We start from the raw sequence: 16,218 nt of genomic DNA, 5'->3' as shown, positions 1-16,218 counted from the left end.
ATTCTGGTCATGAAGGTTAGCATTATACCCCCAGACGAAATTTCTGGTTGTATAAGCGGAGTTTCGTTAAGACGATAAATTATCGTTTATTGTCGATGGGTGTCCTTCGAGATACTTATAATGATTAATATTTTAACTGGAGAAACACATGAAGTCGATGAATTCCGACAAGGGAATACTGTGGAAACACTCGGAAGGTAAACACTCGGAAGGGTTGAACAACTCACGCGCGACGACGGAGACAGCCGCGTCGAGCCCGACCTCGACCGTGACGCCCGAGGCTCCCACTTCCACCGCTTCCGCGTCGACGGCATCCACGGCTTCCACGTCGACGGAGACAGCCGCGTCGAGCCCGACCTCGACCGTGACGACCGAGGCTCCCACTCCCACCGCTTCCGCGTCGACGGCATCCACGGATTCCACGTCGACGGAGACAGCCGCGTCGAGCCCGACCTCGACCGTGACGACCGAGGCTCCCACTTCCACCGCTTCCGCGTCGACGGCATCCACGCAGCCGGCGCAGGGTCTTACCCACACCACCACACCGATCCAATCGGAGTACGATGGCCAGGTGATTGAAAATCTTGACATCTACGTCACCAACGGGGACGCGGTCACGATTACGCACGACAATGTCATCCTGCGCAATTGTCGTATTCATCACGTCGAAGGCGACGGGGTGATGGTATCGGGCGCAAACGGCGTCACGATCGAGAACACCGAGGTCATCAACGCCGACCCGCCGGCGGGAATCGACCCCGAGACGAGCCCGAACATCAACAACATCAATGCAGAAAACGCCGCGAACCTGACCGTTCAAAACACCACGGTGCGGGAAGGCTCGACCGGCATCTATCTCCTGAACTCGCCCGGCGCGGATCTTTCGAACGTCGATGGCTACAACTTCCATGGGCCCATGCCGCGCGGTCAGTTCGTCCAGTTCAACAACTCGGGCAATAGTTCGCTGACCGACTTCTATGCCGTCAACGAAGCCGGCAGTTCGCATCCTGAGGACATCGTCTCGGTCTATGGCAGCCCGAATACGACGATCTCTAACGGGGTGATCGACGGTAACAACTCCGTGACCGGCGTCGGCGTCATGTTCGAGAACGCATCAACCGGCGGCAGGGTGCAGAACGTTGACGCCATCCATCAGGGCAATGGCGCGTTCTCGTCCTACGCGAGCGATGTCACCTTCGATGACACGAGGTCGTTCGACGGTATCAACGAGGACCAGGGCCGCGGGCTGTCCTCGTCGAATGGACTGATCTGGAATGTCAGCTCCGGCGGGGTCAGCGTCCTGAACTCGAGCTACACCAACCCTGGCAATCCCAACAACATCATTTGGGACAAGTCAAAGGCGGTCGTAGCCGACGTGCACGAGGATGCCGCCGCCACCCCAATGGCACACGTCGATAACCAGTTCGCCTGGGACTACGCAGTCTGAACGGGCGGCGCAACCGGCTGCTGCAGCCGGTTGCGCCCCACTTCAGCACGGTGAGATGGGGCAGGGCTCGCGCTCGGACCAACTCGGCGGGTGGTTCCGTCGGGGGATTTTTGCATGAGACCTCGCCTGCCCTGCCGCCTTCCTCTCTCGTGAACAGAGGCCTGAAGATGGCCAGGTTAGAGCGCCCTGCGACCGCTTCACTGGATTCGGATAATAGATGACAAATTTCTCCTTGCACGTGCCCTCGCCGCTGGCGGTGGCCTTGCGCGAGATCCGTCCGGGCCTCTGCGCGGCCGGCGGGCTCTCGCTCTTCATCAATCTTCTCATGTTCGTGTCTCCGCTCTACACGATGCAAATTTATGATCGCGTCCTAACGAGCCGTAATGCCGTCACGCTCGTCATTATTTCGGTGATCGTGGGCGTGTTGCTGATGACCTATATGGCCCTCGAACATTATCGGGCTCGTATCCTCCAGCAGGCTGGCGTGCGGTTCGACCGGCTCTTGTCCGGTCCCGCCTTCGAGGCGGCGCTTTCCTCGGCGCTGCGTGTCCGCGGATCGAATCATGCACAGACCCTGCGCGATCTCGACCTCATGCGCGACATTCTTTCGGGCGGCGTCATCATGGCGCTGATGGACGCGCCCTGGGCTCCGATCTACATCGTGATCTGCTTCCTACTTCACCCGTTGATCGGCCTTGTGGCCCTCGTCGGCGCGGTGGCGATAGTGACGATCGCACTCGTAAATGAGCGAGCGACGAAGGGCTTGCTCTTGCGAGCCTCGCTCACGAACACTCGCGCGATCGACAGGCTGGGCTCCTCGCTGCGCAATGCAGAGGCAATTCGGGGGCTCGGGATGGGGCCTGCTATCCGGTCATGGTGCACCGGAATCCGCGAGGAAGCGCTAGGTTACTCCGTCAGCGCGGGCGAGCGCGGCGGCACCCTTCTTGCGTTGTCCAAGTTTCTGCGCATGGCCATTCAAACGGCCATGATGGGCGTCGGTGCGTACCTGGCTATTAACCAGGAAATCTCCGGGGGCGTCCTGTTTGCGGCGTCGCTTATCATGGGTCGGGCGCTTGCCCCGATTGAGATCATGGTGGCGCAATGGAAAAGTATCGTGTCCGCGCGCGGCGCCCATGCGCGCCTGGAACGCATATTCGAGGAGAACCCGCCCATTGCCGGACGCGTGCGTCTGCCTGACGTCAGGGGTACGGTTTCCGTCGAGAACCTTTTCGTCCTCGCCCCCGGTACAAACACGCCGGTCGTCATGGGCGCGACGTTCACGCTGAAGGCGGGAGAGGTCGTCGCCCTCGTCGGGTCATCGGGCTCGGGCAAATCCTCGCTCGCGCGTGCGCTTGTGGGTGCGTGGCCGCCGGCGCAAGGATGCGTGCGACTCGATGGCAACGATTTGCGCCATTACGATCCGGACCAACTCGGCACCGCGCTCGGCTACCTGCCCCAGGATATCGAGCTGTTCTCCGGTTGCGTGCGCGACAACATTGCGCGCTTCCGAGCGGACGCGGCCGATGCGCAGGTGACCGAGGCGGCAACACACGCCTCTGCGCACGAGATGATCCAGCGCCTCCCCAACGGGTATATGACCGACATCGGGGAGGATGGAGTCGGACTGTCGGGTGGGCAGCGGCAGCGGGTCGGCCTCGCGCGCGCCCTGTTTGGCAAGCCGAGCTTCGTCGTGCTCGATGAGCCTGATGCCAATTTGGACAGCGATGGCAATCGCGCACTGATCCGGGCCATCGAGGGGTTGCGGAGAGACGGAAAGACCGTTGTGATCGTGACCCACAGGCCGAACCTCCTGTCGGCGGTGGATCGAATGATCATCATGCAGGAAGGACGAATAGCGCAGATGGGCAGTCGTGACCAGTTGCTGCCGTCGCTCGTCGGCCCGAACGTAGCGCCGGCACCGCGGCGGCCCGTCTGGGATGGAGGGCGCGCCGGACCGCCGGCGTCAGATCCAGCGCACTCTCTCCTCCGCCGGACACGCGTCGATGCATAACGAGTCGAGACCTATAATGATGATGCCTGACACCTCGAAAAGGACTGCAGTCATAGCACGCGTTCGCGGGCTCCCGACGCGGACGGCCCGCTCGACCCCTGCCTCCGCTTGTACAAGCGCGGTGGGGCCGACACTTTCCGCGCTCTTGCGTGCAGGACGGGTGACTCGAGCTAGCTTCCCGCAGATTTTCGCGCCGTTAGATTTTGCCGGCCCAGACCACAAGCCGGCGCACGCAAACCTCTCCGGCGACTGGCGCAAGCCCGCGCGGATGGGCTTTGGCATCGTCGTGCTGACCTTCGGCATCCTCGGCGGGTGGGCCTCTCTGGCCAGCCTCGACAGCGCGGTGGTCGCTTCGGGTACAGTTGTGGTCGAAACCGACCGCAAGGCGGTTCAGCACCTTGCGGGCGGTATCGTGCGTGACATTCTCGTCTCGCCCAACGCACATGTGACCGAGGGTCAGGTGCTCGTGCGCCTTGATCTCACCGAGGCGCAGGCGCAGGGCGAAATCGCGAGGTCCGCCGTCTTCTCGCTGCTTGCCGAGCAGGCACGGCTGCAGGCGGAACTGGACGGAGCCGAAATGGTCACTTTCCCGCGCGAACTCACGCTAGGGAGCGCCCCCCTGGCCCAGCGCGCGATGGAAGACCAGTTGCGACTGTTCAACAAGCGCCGCTTGGCCCGTACGAACGAAGTTCCCATTTTGCAGGAGCGCATCGCCCAGTCCGAACGGAAGATCGAGGCCGTGCAATCCCAAAGCGAGGCTGTCCGTTTGCAGATCGAGAGTATCACAGAAGAGCACGACATGCTGGCGCCCTTAGCCCATAAAGGCATCATTCTGGGCACGCGCCTGACCGCGCTCAAACGGCAGCAGGCCGATCTCCAAGGTCAGCTTGGTGCCTTCCTTGCCGGAATAGCGGGCGAGCGCCACACTATCGGCGAGGCGCGACTCCAGATCGAGCAAGTCGGGCGCGAGGCCATCGAAGAGGTCTCGGCACAGTTTGCCGAGACCAGTGCCAAGCTCGCCGACGCCGGCGAAAAGCTGCACGTTGCAGATGACGTGCTCAACCGCACCGAAATACGCGCACCGCGGTCCGGGCGCGTTGTCGGCTTTAAGGTACACACGATAGGAGCCGTGGTTCGCCCCGGCGAAACCTTGATGGAGATCGTCCCTGATGACGACACTCTGATCGTCTCGGCGAAGATGTCGCCGGTCGACATCAACAATGTTGCCGAGGGCCTTCCTGCCGAGATCCGACTGCCTTCGTTCAAGGCTCGCTCGACGCCGGTCGCGATCGGCGAGGTGCAGACCGTTGCCGCGGACGCGCTCCATGACGAAGTGACGCGTGAGCCCTACTACGAGTTGAAAGTTTCCGTGCAGGTCTCTCAGTTCCCCGAACAGGTCCGCGAGAAACTTAGGCCCGGCATGCCGGCGGAGGTGATCGTTGCTACCGGCGAGCGGACCGTGCTGTCCTACTTGACGCAACCTCTGACGGACGCGTTCCGTCTCGGCATGCGCGAAAACTGAGCCTTTGCCGGGCTGCTGGCATCCCTGCGGTCGACCCCTTCCTTAGACGGGATCAGGGTAGACCGCAGAGACGCGGCAATATGGCAGGATCGATGACCGCTGGGGCAAAGGTCGGGCGAAGCGCGCTTCCGTTTCCACGGCCGCCTCCAACCGACTTAGGCGTTCCGGACTACGCGTCATCTATGATCGGCCAGAACGACCAAAGAAACCATTCTAAGGCTTGCGGCCAGGAGGACCAGAGTGGAAGCGTTTCTTGCTGCCCCATCCATGTCCGGGACGTGCGCCATGCGATGCGGCAATAGCTTGCGAGTTCAAGCTCGTGCCAAGCAACAGAGCAATGGATGGAGGTGTTACAACAGCAAAACGCCCGGCATTCTTTAGAAATTCACGACGTGCCTGTTCTTCCGGGACAAGTTTATCTGTCTTTCCTTTGGAATATTTCCCGCTCTTCATCAAACGTACTCCCGGATGAGCATAACAACAGGCTAAGCATAACAACTCTAACCACATAATCTATCATATGCGACTCGTGAAGACAACGCGCCATCAAGATACAATTCAGGAAATTAAGTATTACTACACTTTTGACCCGAGATCGCCGTCAAGGAGGATGCTAGTGGCGCGGCGTCCAAAGTCGAGCGGACTCCGTCGGCCCAAGCCATCGCCATGTAGGAGTCGCCACATACCCCACAGCGAATTGCCGACCAGGCGCAATGGAACGCCGAGGACGGGATGGTACAAGGGGAAGACACGCCGCCAGTGTTGAAAGCGAACCAATGGGCGCCGCACATATTGCGCAGGTGCTCTGACGCCAAAGAAGTGACTCAATGCCAGGAGTTGAGTATCGAACGCGTTCCGCGCGCTCTGGTCGGGCAAGGATGTTCGGAGCACCGCCCAATCCAGCTTATGCTGTTCCGCCAGCCGTGCCAGATCATAAAGGTGGCGAAAGTCGGTCCTTCCGCGCCAGTAGTCCGCCTCCTTGATGAGATCATGCATGATCCAGTGGAGGGCCCGCGACTGTGGGGCGGGGATTTTCGCCCTAAGGCCGTGACGGCGGGCAAGCCTCGGGGACTCGCGGTCAATCTCCCGGTACGGCCGGAGTTCCAGGAGACCGACGTCTTGCGGGCGCGCCATGCCACCTGCGACCGTCACTTCGGCATAGCCAAGCTTGGCAAGGCAAGCCCGGGCAGCCCCTTCTTTGGCCGTTTCCACAGCCAAGTCGAGATCGCTCATGATCCTGTCGGGAACCCTGCCGGTCGACGAAAGGAACAAGGGAACGGCCCCTTTGAGCAGGACCGGAACGACGCCCCCCTGATTGAGGGCAGCAACGGCTTCATTCAGCTGCCTGCGCAAGCGCAAATTGCGTTCCCGGTTGCAGCGGTAAATGAACTGAAGATACTGGCCCACGTCTTCGGGGAGCCGGTCAAGCTGGCCCGTGTGCGCAAGAGTGGCGAACAAGACGGGCGTAAGCAGAGTGTGGTTGGCGAGTGCAATTACCGCCTGCCAGTCGGCCGTTACCACCAGGCGGCCGCTAAGTCCCGCGATCAGGGCCTCGAGCGCATCCCTGGTGGGCTTCATCGGCACGCCGCCTTCAGCAGTTCCAACGCGTCATCCAATTTGGCATAGGTCAGGCAAAAGCCCTGTGCCGATCGGATGACTTGGCAAAGAACGTCGAACGCGGTGCTGCTTAGCTCTTTATTCCGCGCAAAGGCACCGTTCAGCAAGCCACCCAGGATGTCGGTCGGGTCAATCACCCGCAGGGAAGGTTTGGCATCCTGCGTCCGACAGAGCAAGACCACCCAGCCCACGGGCCGGGGAACGGGAGGGACATGATCCTTAGGCACAAGAAAGCGCACGCGCCTGCGATCGGGGCGCCGGTAAACCGGAGACCTGCCGAGTTCGGGGAAATACTGTCCGAGAATGGACCATGATCCCGATTTGACTGCAGGCGCAAAAGCAAGGCCGATACCCTGTCCGGCCGAGTCGAGAAGTGTCACATCGTCTGCCGCGAAGCCAAACCCCGCGTGGACCAGCGCCAAGGTCAGCGTCGTCTTGCCCGAGCCAGGGTTACCACAAAGGAGGAGCGTGCGGCCGTTCTTGAAAAGCGCCGCCGCATGGAGGGCGAGTTCATATTCACTGTGCCCAAGCACTTCGGCCAGCAGTTGCCCTTTGACCATAATGGGCATCTCGTCTCGACCACAGGAATCAGTCCAGTGGCCATCCCGGAACAGGTGGATCCGCTCCCTACGCTCAACCAGATGGAATAGAACGTCGACGGCCCTGTTTCGGACTTCGAGATGCTGAAATACGGTCGCGGCCGGAAAGGCGACGGCCGCCGGATACAGTATGCGCACACACACGCCTGGAACAGCAACGACCTGGCAGATATATTGATGAGCTGCGGTTGGGCACGGCGGTGGAGCAGGCTGGATTAGGCCGAGCCGTTCCCAGTCTTGAAGGGCAGCCTCGACATAGCCATCGGCCTCTTGCCTATCAACGCCACGGGCTGCCATCTCGCCCAAGATAGCCTCGACCGGCACGCCTTCTTCAAGCGAGCGCCAGATATCAGCCGCAGTGTCATTGAGCGCAAAAACTACCCCCTGCGTTGAACTGAGCAGGATATTTTGCCCTTTGATGCATGCAAGCCGCCCTTGGGGAACTAACCTCGCCGTAGCATACTCGACAAGGGGAGGCCCCGCAGTCCGGTCAGTGGTTCGGGTTTGTTGCGGACTCACAGAAGCCGTCATCCTCGTTTGTCTGGGCGTGGAGATCGTTCGATTCGAGTGGAACTCACGACCAGAGAGACACGATCTTCGTCAATCGCTCGAGTCATAGCATTCCTCTCCGCTCCCATAGCGGTACCTTGCCAACGCCGTTGCCGTGCGGGCACTTTTGCTTGAAGTCGCAGGTTATGCATTGAGCGGTCGCTGTGTTTCGCACTGATCATCGCTTGCATTCAGATGTTCTATAACAGCGCCTTTGGTAGTAGAGCCGCACATCTCATGGTGTCGAGCCTCACCCAAAGTCGTATTCAACTGATAGGGTCGAAGAAGAGGTTCGCTCTTTCCGAGTGAGGTGTCGCTTGGCAGTTAATTGATGGGGTCGTCTGCCAGCCGCCACTCCTTGCAAATCAATCACTTGCCACACAAAATCGCCTCCAGCGGCCTCGAATCGGCAAAGTTGGGCTAGAAGGCGTTTCGCCCCGTCCAGATGCGGGGGATGGTCAGAAGCAGGATCGTTACGTCAAGCCAGACCGACCAGTTGTTGACGTACCACATATCGTGTTCGACACGCTTGATCATCATGTAGACATGCGGCGTCGCGCCGCGGCAGCCATTTATTTGTGCCCAGCCGGTGATCCCCGGCTTCACCTTGTGCCGAGCCGGATAGAGAGAGATGATCTGGCTGTATTCGCTGTCATGCGCCAGCGCGTGCGGCCGTGGGCCTATCAACGACATGTCGCCCTTCAGCACGTTCCACAGCTGCGGAATCTCGTCGATACTGAACCTTCTCAATATGCGCCCAACGCGGGTGACGCGGGGATCGCCCCTGCAGGCTTGAGGGACAACAGGCCCGTCCTCCAGGATCGTCATCGTTCGGAACTTATAGATCTTGAACGTGCGGCCATTGAACCCGGCCCGACGCTGACAGAAGAGCACCGGCCCCCTGGATTCGAGCGCAATCAGCCCCGCTACAACGGCCAGAGGGGGCAGAAGAAATGGAAGGGCGGCAGTGGTTAGCACAAGGTCGAAGAGCCGCTTCGTGAGCAGCTGAGGCGCCGTTAGGGGCGCGCGTTGCAGTTCTATCGCCCTCGTCCCCCCCAGGTTGACGACAGGTCGCTTCAAGAGCGCGCTAACGACGTGGTCCGGAAGGAGCCTTACGGGTACCGGAACCACGCAAAGGTGAGCCGTGATTTTCTCAATCAGGGATATGTCAGCCCAACTGACAGCAAGGACTATCTCGTCGACAGAACGCCGACGCACATGTTCAATGAGCTTATCCATACACTCAAGGAGCGAGCCCTCGCTGGATGCCGCCGGCAATGTAATCGTTTGGCAGACGTCGCATCCGGAAGCCTCGATTGCCTGGACTACGCCACTTGGCACGCGCACGTCCGATTGCGTTACGATCACTACTTGCGGTTTGGCAAGCATGTCCGACCTGGTCAAGGAGGCAAACAGTCGTCCGGCGCCCAAGCGCACGAAGATGATGCCGCCAACTCCCGTCACGAAGAACAGCATGACGGCTTGGCGCGAAAACATGTCTCCCACCTTGAGTGCAAGCGCCACAACCGACAGGCAAAGAAAGACCCCCGTCCAGATCAGCACGACCTCCTTGATCTGAGAGGCCAGCGACCGCGGCTCGGAACTCAGATATAGCCCGCGCGCATATGCGGAAGTCGAAAAAAGGGCGGCTACAACAACACCGAGCCCGAAGTTCCGGCCGTACTCGCCGAAATGTCCGAAACTCACAAGATCATATACCATTCCCGAGACGATGCTGAGCAGCACGACGGACATTGCCTCGAGAAGCGGAAACGACTGCAGAAGAACATTGCCCTTGAGGTTCCACCGCGGCGCGTTTGACGTGGCGCCCGCACGGGGGTCTTCATGAAGAAGTGCCATGACGTTCACCTGCGTTCAAAGCCGCATCCATCCACCAATGTCGTGACGACCGCCCCCTCCTCGGCTGAAAACCGCCGAAATGCCCAGCGTGACTGCATCCGCCGCCTGCGGTCATTGCCCCTTCACGCGAAGTTCGATTGCCGTGGCTGCGGTAGCACTCGGTTCTTGGAGTTGAGAGAATGGCAGCGACACTGTGCGAATCCAATTCAGCATAAGCTCTAACCCCAAAGGGCAGAGCCGGTGGACACACGACCTTCTCCTTGCCCACTTCCGGCGCCTGTTAGCCCTTCGGAGTACCTGGAAATGAAATGCGCTCGCGCGCAGCACTGGAGCGGCGGACGCTCCGACGGAAGCAACCGGTTCGGAACTGCCGCTCTTTCTCATTGTTTGAGCACCGTTTGAGCACCGAACCCGAAAGCGGTTCCACTTTCGGGCCTGATCGTCTAGGCGAGCGCCATCGCATCGGCGGCGATCTGTCGCAGCAGGGACTTGCGAATATGGAGTCGCGGGAACGGCTCCATTCCGATCGTGACAAGGATGTGCTCCCAACGGTAAACCCAATCGTGCATCTCTAGGCAACGGACCGCGTTTGTTCTGCGCAACAATTCTGTGCGGCGGGGGTTTGCGTCGAGTTCGCCAATTACGTCTGCGACACTGCTCGAGCCTGGTGATACCTCGATCACCGCGTCTTGCCAGTCAAAGTGCTCGCCGAATTCGGCGCATTGCGGCGCGGTCCCAAGCATGACGGCGCCGCCCGCGGCCCCTTCGAAGAGACGGGCAGGCAGCACCTGCTCGCCGGCAACCGTGACGGACTTGGAGTTTGCAAGTGCCGCTGGACTGAAAGCCATGAAATAGCGCGTGCGCCTGATAATATTGGCGAGCAGCAACCGATGCTCATGCCAGTCCCTGACCCGGGAATCCGTGCTTGCGAGCGTGTCGTAGAGATAGAAGAAGTCCCGCTCTTCGGCCAGCTTCAGAAGCTGTCCGTGTACCTTCGCGGCTCGGTTGCCGATCGAGTATACGTCGATCACGCGTTTGACCGGCGACAGATACGGCGTTGCAATGAGGCCGTCGACCGCCGTGGCAAGAAAGGAACAGGGCGTGCGGGTGTATTGAGGCAGGCGCGGTATGCACGCGCTGTGCAACAGGAACACGTGGTCGAACTGGTCCAGGAGCTTCAGATATTGGCGGTCCTCTTCGAGCGTGCTCGACCAGAGTTCGAACAGATACGCGACAGCAACCTTGCAGCGGCCGCGCCAGTCGTGGATCCGAGACAATTCGACAAGACTTTGCGGACTCCAAGCGACGAAGAAGAAAAGGTCATAGTCTTGGGTGAGCCGAACATGCTCCATGGTTGGTGCGTTCCTCAAGCCTAGCCCTTTGCGAATCGCGCTCGTCAGTCTGTTGAAGTCACGCTGGACGTTGTGAGAGTCGTGCTTTGGCAAGATGGCGTGAAAGTGTCTCGTCAGGTAGTTGTCGATGCCGGGGGCGATCAGATCGGCATCCTCGCATTCGGCAACGATGCGGCAAAACTCATACGCCAACGCAAAGTGAGCCCGGTCCTTCGCATTGAATTCAGAGGCAACCAGTGTACGTCTCTTCAAGGAATTCTCCCGGCAGTTGTCGTTCGACTTTCAACTATTCGGCCGCCGCAGGTTGGCCCGGCGCATGGTGCTCCAGTGTCGGGAGGGGTTGCCGACCCAGGATCATGTCTGCTGCCTTTTCCGCGATCATAAAGACAGCGGCCGAAGTGTTGGCGGAGGGAACGGAGGGCATGATGGAAGCATCAACGACCCGCAGGCCCTTGAGGCCGTGGACCCGCAACTGGTGGTCCACGACAGATTCAACACTGTCGGATGGGCCCATCCGGCACGATCCGCACAAATGATAGGCGGTCAGCCCGATTTCGCGGGCAAACTGCAGCCGGTCGGCGTCGTCCGTTATTTTCGGGCCGGGAAGCTCTTCCGTGCAGTTGTAGCGCCTGAGCTCGGGGGCCCGAAACAGCTGCTGCACAGTCTTCATGCCGTCGACGACGACCTGTCGGTCCTGATCATCGGCGAGATAGTTGGGCTGGATGAGCGGAGCTTGAAACGGATCTGCCGAGACCGCCCGAACATGTCCGATGCTCTTCGGCCGCAACTGATAGTAGCCAAGCTTGATGACCGGAAACCGCCGCGCGCCGTGATCGGTATAATTGCCCAGGGCAAGGTCAAGCTGGATATCCGGGGTGGAGTGAAGATCCCGCGAGTTGGCGAACCCGTAGACGAGCGACGGGCTGACGGCGAGAAAGTTCGGGCGGCCCAGCATCCATTTCGCTGCCTCGCGCAGGAGGGCGACGCCGTGTCCGCTGACCGTTTCGATGCCCTCCACCCGGGCGATCAGGTGGACGATGTAATGGTCCTGAACATTTGCACCGACACCGGGCAATTCGTGCACGACCGGAATTCCAAGGCCGGAGAGCATACTCGCAGCACCGACGCCTGACAGCTGCAGCAGCTTTGGTGAGTTCGCCGCGCCAGCGGAGAGGATTACCTCCCGACGGGCCTTCACACAGCTCGTGGGATGACCCGGCCCTCCTCGTGCATATCGAACGCCGATGGCACGCTTTCCCTCGAACAGGACGGCAGTGGCCTGCGCGTTCGTGCGGATGTCCAAGTTCTTCTTTCTGGCGATCGGCCGTAGGAAAGCCCGCGCTGCGCTCACGCGCCATCCGTTGTCGATATAGCGCTGATAGTAGCCCACGCCGGCCTGGCTTGCTGCATTGTAGTCGGGATTACGCGGGATACCGGCATTGAGCGCGGCCTCGATGAATGCATCACATAGTGGATGTCGCCAATCGCAGTCTGTAACCGGAAGCAGTCCGTCCTTCCCGCGGTAGAAGGGATCGCATGCCCCAAGCCTCCGCTCGGTTCTCTTGAAATAGGGCAGCACGTCGGCGTAGCCCCAGCCTCGATTGCCTTGGAGGGCCCACTCGTCGAAGTCCGCAGCCGCGCCGCGGTTGTAGTTCATGCCGTTAATTGCGGTCGAACCGCCTAGTGTCTTGCCCTGCGACATCGGAATAGAACGGTTGGCCGTCCCCGGACTAGGCTCCGTTTCGAACTGCCAGGCATATTTCGGATTCGAGGATGTCTTGTAGAGTCCCGCCGGAATGTGCAGAAGGATGCTGCTGTCGGCCGGCCCCGCCTCGAGCAGGCAGACCGTATTGGTCCCGTCAGCCGCCAGACGATTGGCCGAAACGCAGCCTCCCGCCCCGGCTCCGACGATCACATAGTCAAAGACGTCCGCTTCAACCGACATCGCCTCGCGCTCCGCTTATTACCAGCTTCGGAGAATGGCAGGGAATCCGGCAGATGGCACTTTGCCCATCGGAATTAAGCCTTATGAAGGGCTTTTGCGGCGGGCGGAATGGAGAGATGGTGTGCGGAGTGCTGTGCGGGCATAAGCCTGCCGCCGAAGTGCATTCTTCGGGAACCTGCGCCGCTGGCGCACAGGGGGAAATGGGGATGCCTGACGACAACCTAGCCGAAGAAGCCGCCGTGCCGAGAGGTTGGGTTTATCTGCATCTCGTTGGCCACCTCGACGTCTCCGCACAAGCCGAGTCGACGTTTAGCACCCGAACTGGGTGGGCTGATAGATTCCATGTCGGGCGGCCGGCAGTCTCTTGAACCCCCGCGCCTTAATCGGCGCCGTCTCCTTGCCGGGCTGCTGGCGCTGCCTGCCTCGGGTGTCGTCGGTGCAGCGGTGCATCCGGCCCAGGGGGGATCGGGCGGTAAATGGTTCGGGGGTGCCGTCTCCTTTCTGCGTCCAAGTGGACCCGTACTCACGCGCGCGGATGGGCAGATCATTGAAAATCTTGACATTTATGCCCCCCATGACAACGGGATCACGGCACTCCATCAGGGCGTCATCGTCCGCAGCTGCCGCATTCGTCATGCCATGGGCAGCGGGATATACGCCCGGGGAGCCGCCGGAATACGCTTGCAGGATCTCGAGATCGATCATGTCGGCGTTCCCCCCTCGGGGACCGGACCAAGCCAGAACCGCAACAACATAGAGCTGGAAAGCTGCCTCGATGCGATCATCATCCGTGTCAAGGCGTCCCGCGGCTCCTCCAATATCTATGTTGTCGACTGTCCAGGCACCCAGATGAGCTTCCTCGAACTCCACGACGCGCGCGGGCCGTTCCCCCGTGGACAGAATGTGCAGTTCAACCGCTCTCCGGATACGAGCCTGGAAGAATTCTCGGCCGAGAACGGTCCCACCTCCTTCACCGAGGACAATATTTCCGCCTTTCACTCGGATCGCTGTACAATTCGACGTGGACTCGTCTTCTACAACAACAGCCCCACGGGCGTTGGCGTCATGCTGGAGGGAAGCTTCAATTGCCGGGTCGATGACGTCGATGCCGTTAAACAGGGCAACGGCGCCTTCTCGGCCGTTCCGCAGGGTAAGGTCGGCAGTGGCGGTTGCTCGTTCAACCGCTGCCGGAGCCGGGACACCTACAATGAGCCACGGGACGGCAGGGACGCCCCGACATCCAACGGCCTGTCGTTCCATACCCGGATATCAGAAGGCGCTGAAAAGCACAGTATTAGGGACTGCTGCGTCTACGCGCTCGCCAATCCCCGCAACATCATCTGGCAAAGGGCGGCCGTGCATGCCGGTTGGTCCATCGAGCGCAAGGCATTTGATCCCAGACCGCCATTGCGGCTTGCCTTCAACTGGCAGTGAGAGAGTGCGCTGGTGCGTCGAATCCGACGAGGCCCTACCGACGACGACGCCAAAAGAGAAGCAGGTCTGACAGCATTGACCGCGACGGGGACATCCCAAGCGTCCAGAGAGGCGCTGATGCAAGAATCATGCGCCCCGTCGTCGTGCTCGTATCGATAGGTGTGTCGACGATGCGAAGACCGACATCCTTGGTGCCAAGCCTTTCGATGAGCGCCAGCACTTCGCGGGTTGTGCGCGCAACACGGTACGGCTTCGTGACCGAAATCACGTCTCCTTTCCTGGCACATGCGATCGCCCTCTCCAGCTCCGGCGTCGAACCGAATATGCTAGTCTTCTCGCAGAAGAAGTTCTCGGCTCCTAAGCGGGCAAGATAAAGCTTTTGCGCCTCCAGCCTGGCAGCGGGTTCGAAGGTGTTGATACGACAGTAGCCGATGATCATCGCCTTGCCCAACCGTAAGAAGCCTTCAGGGAATGGGATGCAAGGGGCCCGACAAGCCGCTGACGATCTGCGAGCCGCGGTTCGTCAGTCCCTTTGTCTTCCTCCCCCTTCACCGAGATTCCGATGTTGGACCGCAATCCGGAGGGGTTCGCGAGCTCCAGATATTGCTTTGCAACAATGTGAGCATCGAACTGTCTAACCCTCTCGCGGGCACCCGCCGACAAACGCGACCAAAGGTCATCATCGTCCAGCACCGCCTTTAGCGTTGCGGCCATCGCCTCGGGCTGTGGTTCGACCACTGCCCCATTCACGCCATCCGCGAGGAGATCCCGGCTGAGCCTTGAAGTCCCGACGATGGGTGTGCCGCTGGCGATCGCCTCCATCACCGTTGCTGAGGCGACAGGAACCGTATAGCGCGTGGGGAAAGCGGCGACGCGAACGCGGCTGTGTAGCTCGCGAACGCGTGCTCCCTCTGCCATGCCGAGAAGGACTACGTGCCGCCTTATCGGTTCAGGAAGAGCATCGACCGCCTCCCGCACCGGTCTTGTGATGTTACCCGTCACGTAGAGCCGTACGGAAGGGTCGTTGAGGGCGCCGAATGCCCGGATCGTCGCCTCCGGCACCTTGTAGGGCGAGGTGCCGGCATGGAGGATTGCCCGCTCGCGCTCTGCCAGCCCACGGCACGCATATGACTGGCGATCGATGCATTTGGGAATTTTCAGGATTTGGTCCCTTGGCAGCCCAAGATCTCGCACCAGTTCCTCCTGAAGCTCGGTCGTGGAGGCGACGACGTAGTGGCAGCGCCGCATGCTCGCGCGTCGAATTGCTCGCCATGCTGCCGCAAGCGCCCCTTTCCGCCTCTCGAGATCGTGAACGATCTGGACGATCGTGCCACGCAGCGGTAGCGGCACCGTCTCGCTGTGGATGACAAGGTCCGGCCGGAACCGATTGATGATACCGATCGCCCGCAGCCATGCCGCGACTGAGGCTGGTCCGGTCAAAGGCGTGCGGCTCAATCCGATTATCGGCAACTCGAGGCGAGGCGAAAGAAGTCGCTGAAATTTTGCGGGGCTTTCGAAGGTGCCGACCACGATCTGCACCTGGTGCCCCAGTTCGAGCAACGCCTGGGCAAGTGCCACAATGAAGATGCTCACACCATCAGGTGAATCCAAAGGTTCGCGCCGGGTCAAGACAATGCGCATTCGATCAAACCGTCACAATAGGTGCCTGCGGGCGGCCGCAGCCTCCCGTGGCACCGTGTTTCAGCAATGGAAGCAAAAGAGGACCTCTCCGAAGTATGCGAGGCGGCAGGATCGATCCTCGGGGCAATCGATAAACGAAAAATGGGGAGTACCCCGGCCCGCACTGCGCTCGTTGACGCGTGAAGCTTGGTCTGCCCTATGGGCAGCCCTGGTCGGTTCCTGCCGGCGCATGTTCCGGCCC

At 60.5% G+C, this 16,218-nt stretch carries 13 protein-coding genes; 4 read left to right on the top strand and 9 right to left on the bottom strand.

What is annotated here, in order from left to right:
• Positions 1–132: 132 nt before the first annotated feature.
• Entirely contained in the window at positions 133–480 is a 348-nt protein-coding gene (locus IHQ72_RS19220) for a hypothetical protein (protein ID WP_258116543.1), read from the bottom strand.
• On the opposite strand from IHQ72_RS19220, the gene IHQ72_RS19215 reads away from it, so the two are divergent.
• The 3 genes from IHQ72_RS19215 to IHQ72_RS19205 all read left to right on the top strand — a co-directional run bounded on the left by IHQ72_RS19215 (position 461) and on the right by IHQ72_RS19205 (position 4,980).
• A complete protein-coding gene (locus IHQ72_RS19215; RefSeq protein ID WP_258116542.1) occupies positions 461–1,447 on the top strand; it encodes a right-handed parallel beta-helix repeat-containing protein in 987 nt (328 codons plus the stop codon). The two genes, IHQ72_RS19220 and IHQ72_RS19215, sit on opposite strands and share 20 nt — an antisense overlap.
• A 217-nt stretch (positions 1,448–1,664) precedes the next feature.
• Complete coding sequence (locus IHQ72_RS19210; RefSeq protein ID WP_258116541.1) at positions 1,665–3,458, top strand: type I secretion system permease/ATPase; 1,794 nt, start codon at positions 1,665–1,667, stop codon at positions 3,456–3,458.
• Positions 3,459–3,726: 268 nt separating this feature from the next.
• On the top strand, positions 3,727–4,980 hold the full coding sequence (locus tag IHQ72_RS19205) for an HlyD family type I secretion periplasmic adaptor subunit (protein WP_374120400.1): 1,254 nt from the start codon (positions 3,727–3,729) through the stop codon (positions 4,978–4,980).
• Positions 4,981–5,193: 213 nt separating this feature from the next.
• Here IHQ72_RS19205 and IHQ72_RS19200 read toward each other — a convergent pair whose 3' ends face one another.
• The 6 genes from IHQ72_RS19200 to IHQ72_RS19175 form a co-directional block, all read right to left on the bottom strand.
• Positions 5,194–5,433 carry a hypothetical protein gene (locus IHQ72_RS19200; protein ID WP_143747745.1) on the bottom strand — a complete coding sequence of 80 codons (240 nt, stop codon included), beginning with the start codon at positions 5,431–5,433 and terminating at the stop codon, positions 5,194–5,196.
• A gap of 123 nt (positions 5,434–5,556) precedes the next feature.
• On the bottom strand, positions 5,557–6,558 hold the full coding sequence (locus IHQ72_RS19195) for a nucleotidyltransferase family protein (protein ID WP_258116539.1): 1,002 nt from the start codon (positions 6,556–6,558) through the stop codon (positions 5,557–5,559).
• Positions 6,555–7,727: a PqqD family peptide modification chaperone gene (locus IHQ72_RS19190; protein ID WP_258116538.1), complete on the bottom strand. Its 1,173-nt coding sequence runs from the start codon at positions 7,725–7,727 to the stop codon at positions 6,555–6,557. Before IHQ72_RS19190 ends, IHQ72_RS19195 begins: the two co-directional genes overlap by 4 nt.
• Positions 7,728–8,165: 438 nt before the next feature.
• A complete protein-coding gene (locus IHQ72_RS19185) occupies positions 8,166–9,605 on the bottom strand; it encodes an undecaprenyl-phosphate glucose phosphotransferase (protein ID WP_258116537.1) in 1,440 nt (479 codons plus the stop codon).
• Between the two features lie 443 nt (positions 9,606–10,048).
• Positions 10,049–11,209, bottom strand: coding sequence for a glycosyltransferase (locus IHQ72_RS19180; RefSeq protein WP_258116536.1), 1,161 nt, complete (start codon positions 11,207–11,209; stop codon positions 10,049–10,051).
• Between the two features lie 34 nt (positions 11,210–11,243).
• Positions 11,244–12,902, bottom strand: coding sequence for a GMC family oxidoreductase (locus IHQ72_RS19175; RefSeq protein ID WP_258116535.1), 1,659 nt, complete (start codon positions 12,900–12,902; stop codon positions 11,244–11,246).
• Positions 12,903–13,244: 342 nt separating this feature from the next.
• Between IHQ72_RS19175 and IHQ72_RS19170 the strand changes: the two genes are divergently transcribed.
• Positions 13,245–14,336 carry a hypothetical protein gene (locus IHQ72_RS19170; protein ID WP_258116534.1) on the top strand — a complete coding sequence of 364 codons (1,092 nt, stop codon included), beginning with the start codon at positions 13,245–13,247 and terminating at the stop codon, positions 14,334–14,336.
• Positions 14,337–14,370: 34 nt separating this feature from the next.
• Here the strand turns inward: IHQ72_RS19170 and IHQ72_RS19165 are convergent, their stop codons facing one another.
• Entirely contained in the window at positions 14,371–14,775 is a 405-nt protein-coding gene (locus IHQ72_RS19165; RefSeq protein WP_258116533.1) for a recombinase family protein, read from the bottom strand.
• Entirely contained in the window at positions 14,772–15,929 is a 1,158-nt protein-coding gene (locus IHQ72_RS19160; protein WP_258116532.1) for a glycosyltransferase family 4 protein, read from the bottom strand. The genes IHQ72_RS19165 and IHQ72_RS19160 overlap by 4 nt, the downstream gene beginning before the upstream one ends.
• Positions 15,930–16,218 lie beyond the last annotated feature (289 nt).

The sequence above is a fragment of the Mesorhizobium onobrychidis genome, from assembly GCF_024707545.1.
GTDB lineage: Bacteria > Pseudomonadota > Alphaproteobacteria > Rhizobiales > Rhizobiaceae > Mesorhizobium > Mesorhizobium onobrychidis.
The sequence above is the reverse complement of the archived record's forward strand: the minus strand, read 5'-3'. Positions and strand labels throughout refer to the sequence as shown.

Bases quoted from the DNA above. Each gene is read 5' to 3' on its own strand.
- IHQ72_RS19210 (WP_258116541.1), top strand. From the start codon at position 1,665: ATGACAAATTTCTCCTTGCACGTGCCCTCGCCGCTGGCGGTGGCCTTG.
- IHQ72_RS19205 (WP_374120400.1), top strand. From the start codon at position 3,727: ATGGGCTTTGGCATCGTCGTGCTGACCTTCGGCATCCTCGGCGGGTGG.
- IHQ72_RS19200 (WP_143747745.1), bottom strand. From the start codon at position 5,433: ATGAAGAGCGGGAAATATTCCAAAGGAAAGACAGATAAACTTGTCCCG.
- IHQ72_RS19195 (WP_258116539.1), bottom strand. From the start codon at position 6,558: ATGAAGCCCACCAGGGATGCGCTCGAGGCCCTGATCGCGGGACTTAGC.
- IHQ72_RS19190 (WP_258116538.1), bottom strand. From the start codon at position 7,727: ATGACGGCTTCTGTGAGTCCGCAACAAACCCGAACCACTGACCGGACT.
- IHQ72_RS19185 (WP_258116537.1), bottom strand. From the start codon at position 9,605: ATGGCACTTCTTCATGAAGACCCCCGTGCGGGCGCCACGTCAAACGCG.
- IHQ72_RS19175 (WP_258116535.1), bottom strand. From the start codon at position 12,902: ATGTCGGTTGAAGCGGACGTCTTTGACTATGTGATCGTCGGAGCCGGG.
- IHQ72_RS19170 (WP_258116534.1), top strand. From the start codon at position 13,245: ATGTCGGGCGGCCGGCAGTCTCTTGAACCCCCGCGCCTTAATCGGCGC.
- IHQ72_RS19165 (WP_258116533.1), bottom strand. From the start codon at position 14,775: ATGATCATCGGCTACTGTCGTATCAACACCTTCGAACCCGCTGCCAGG.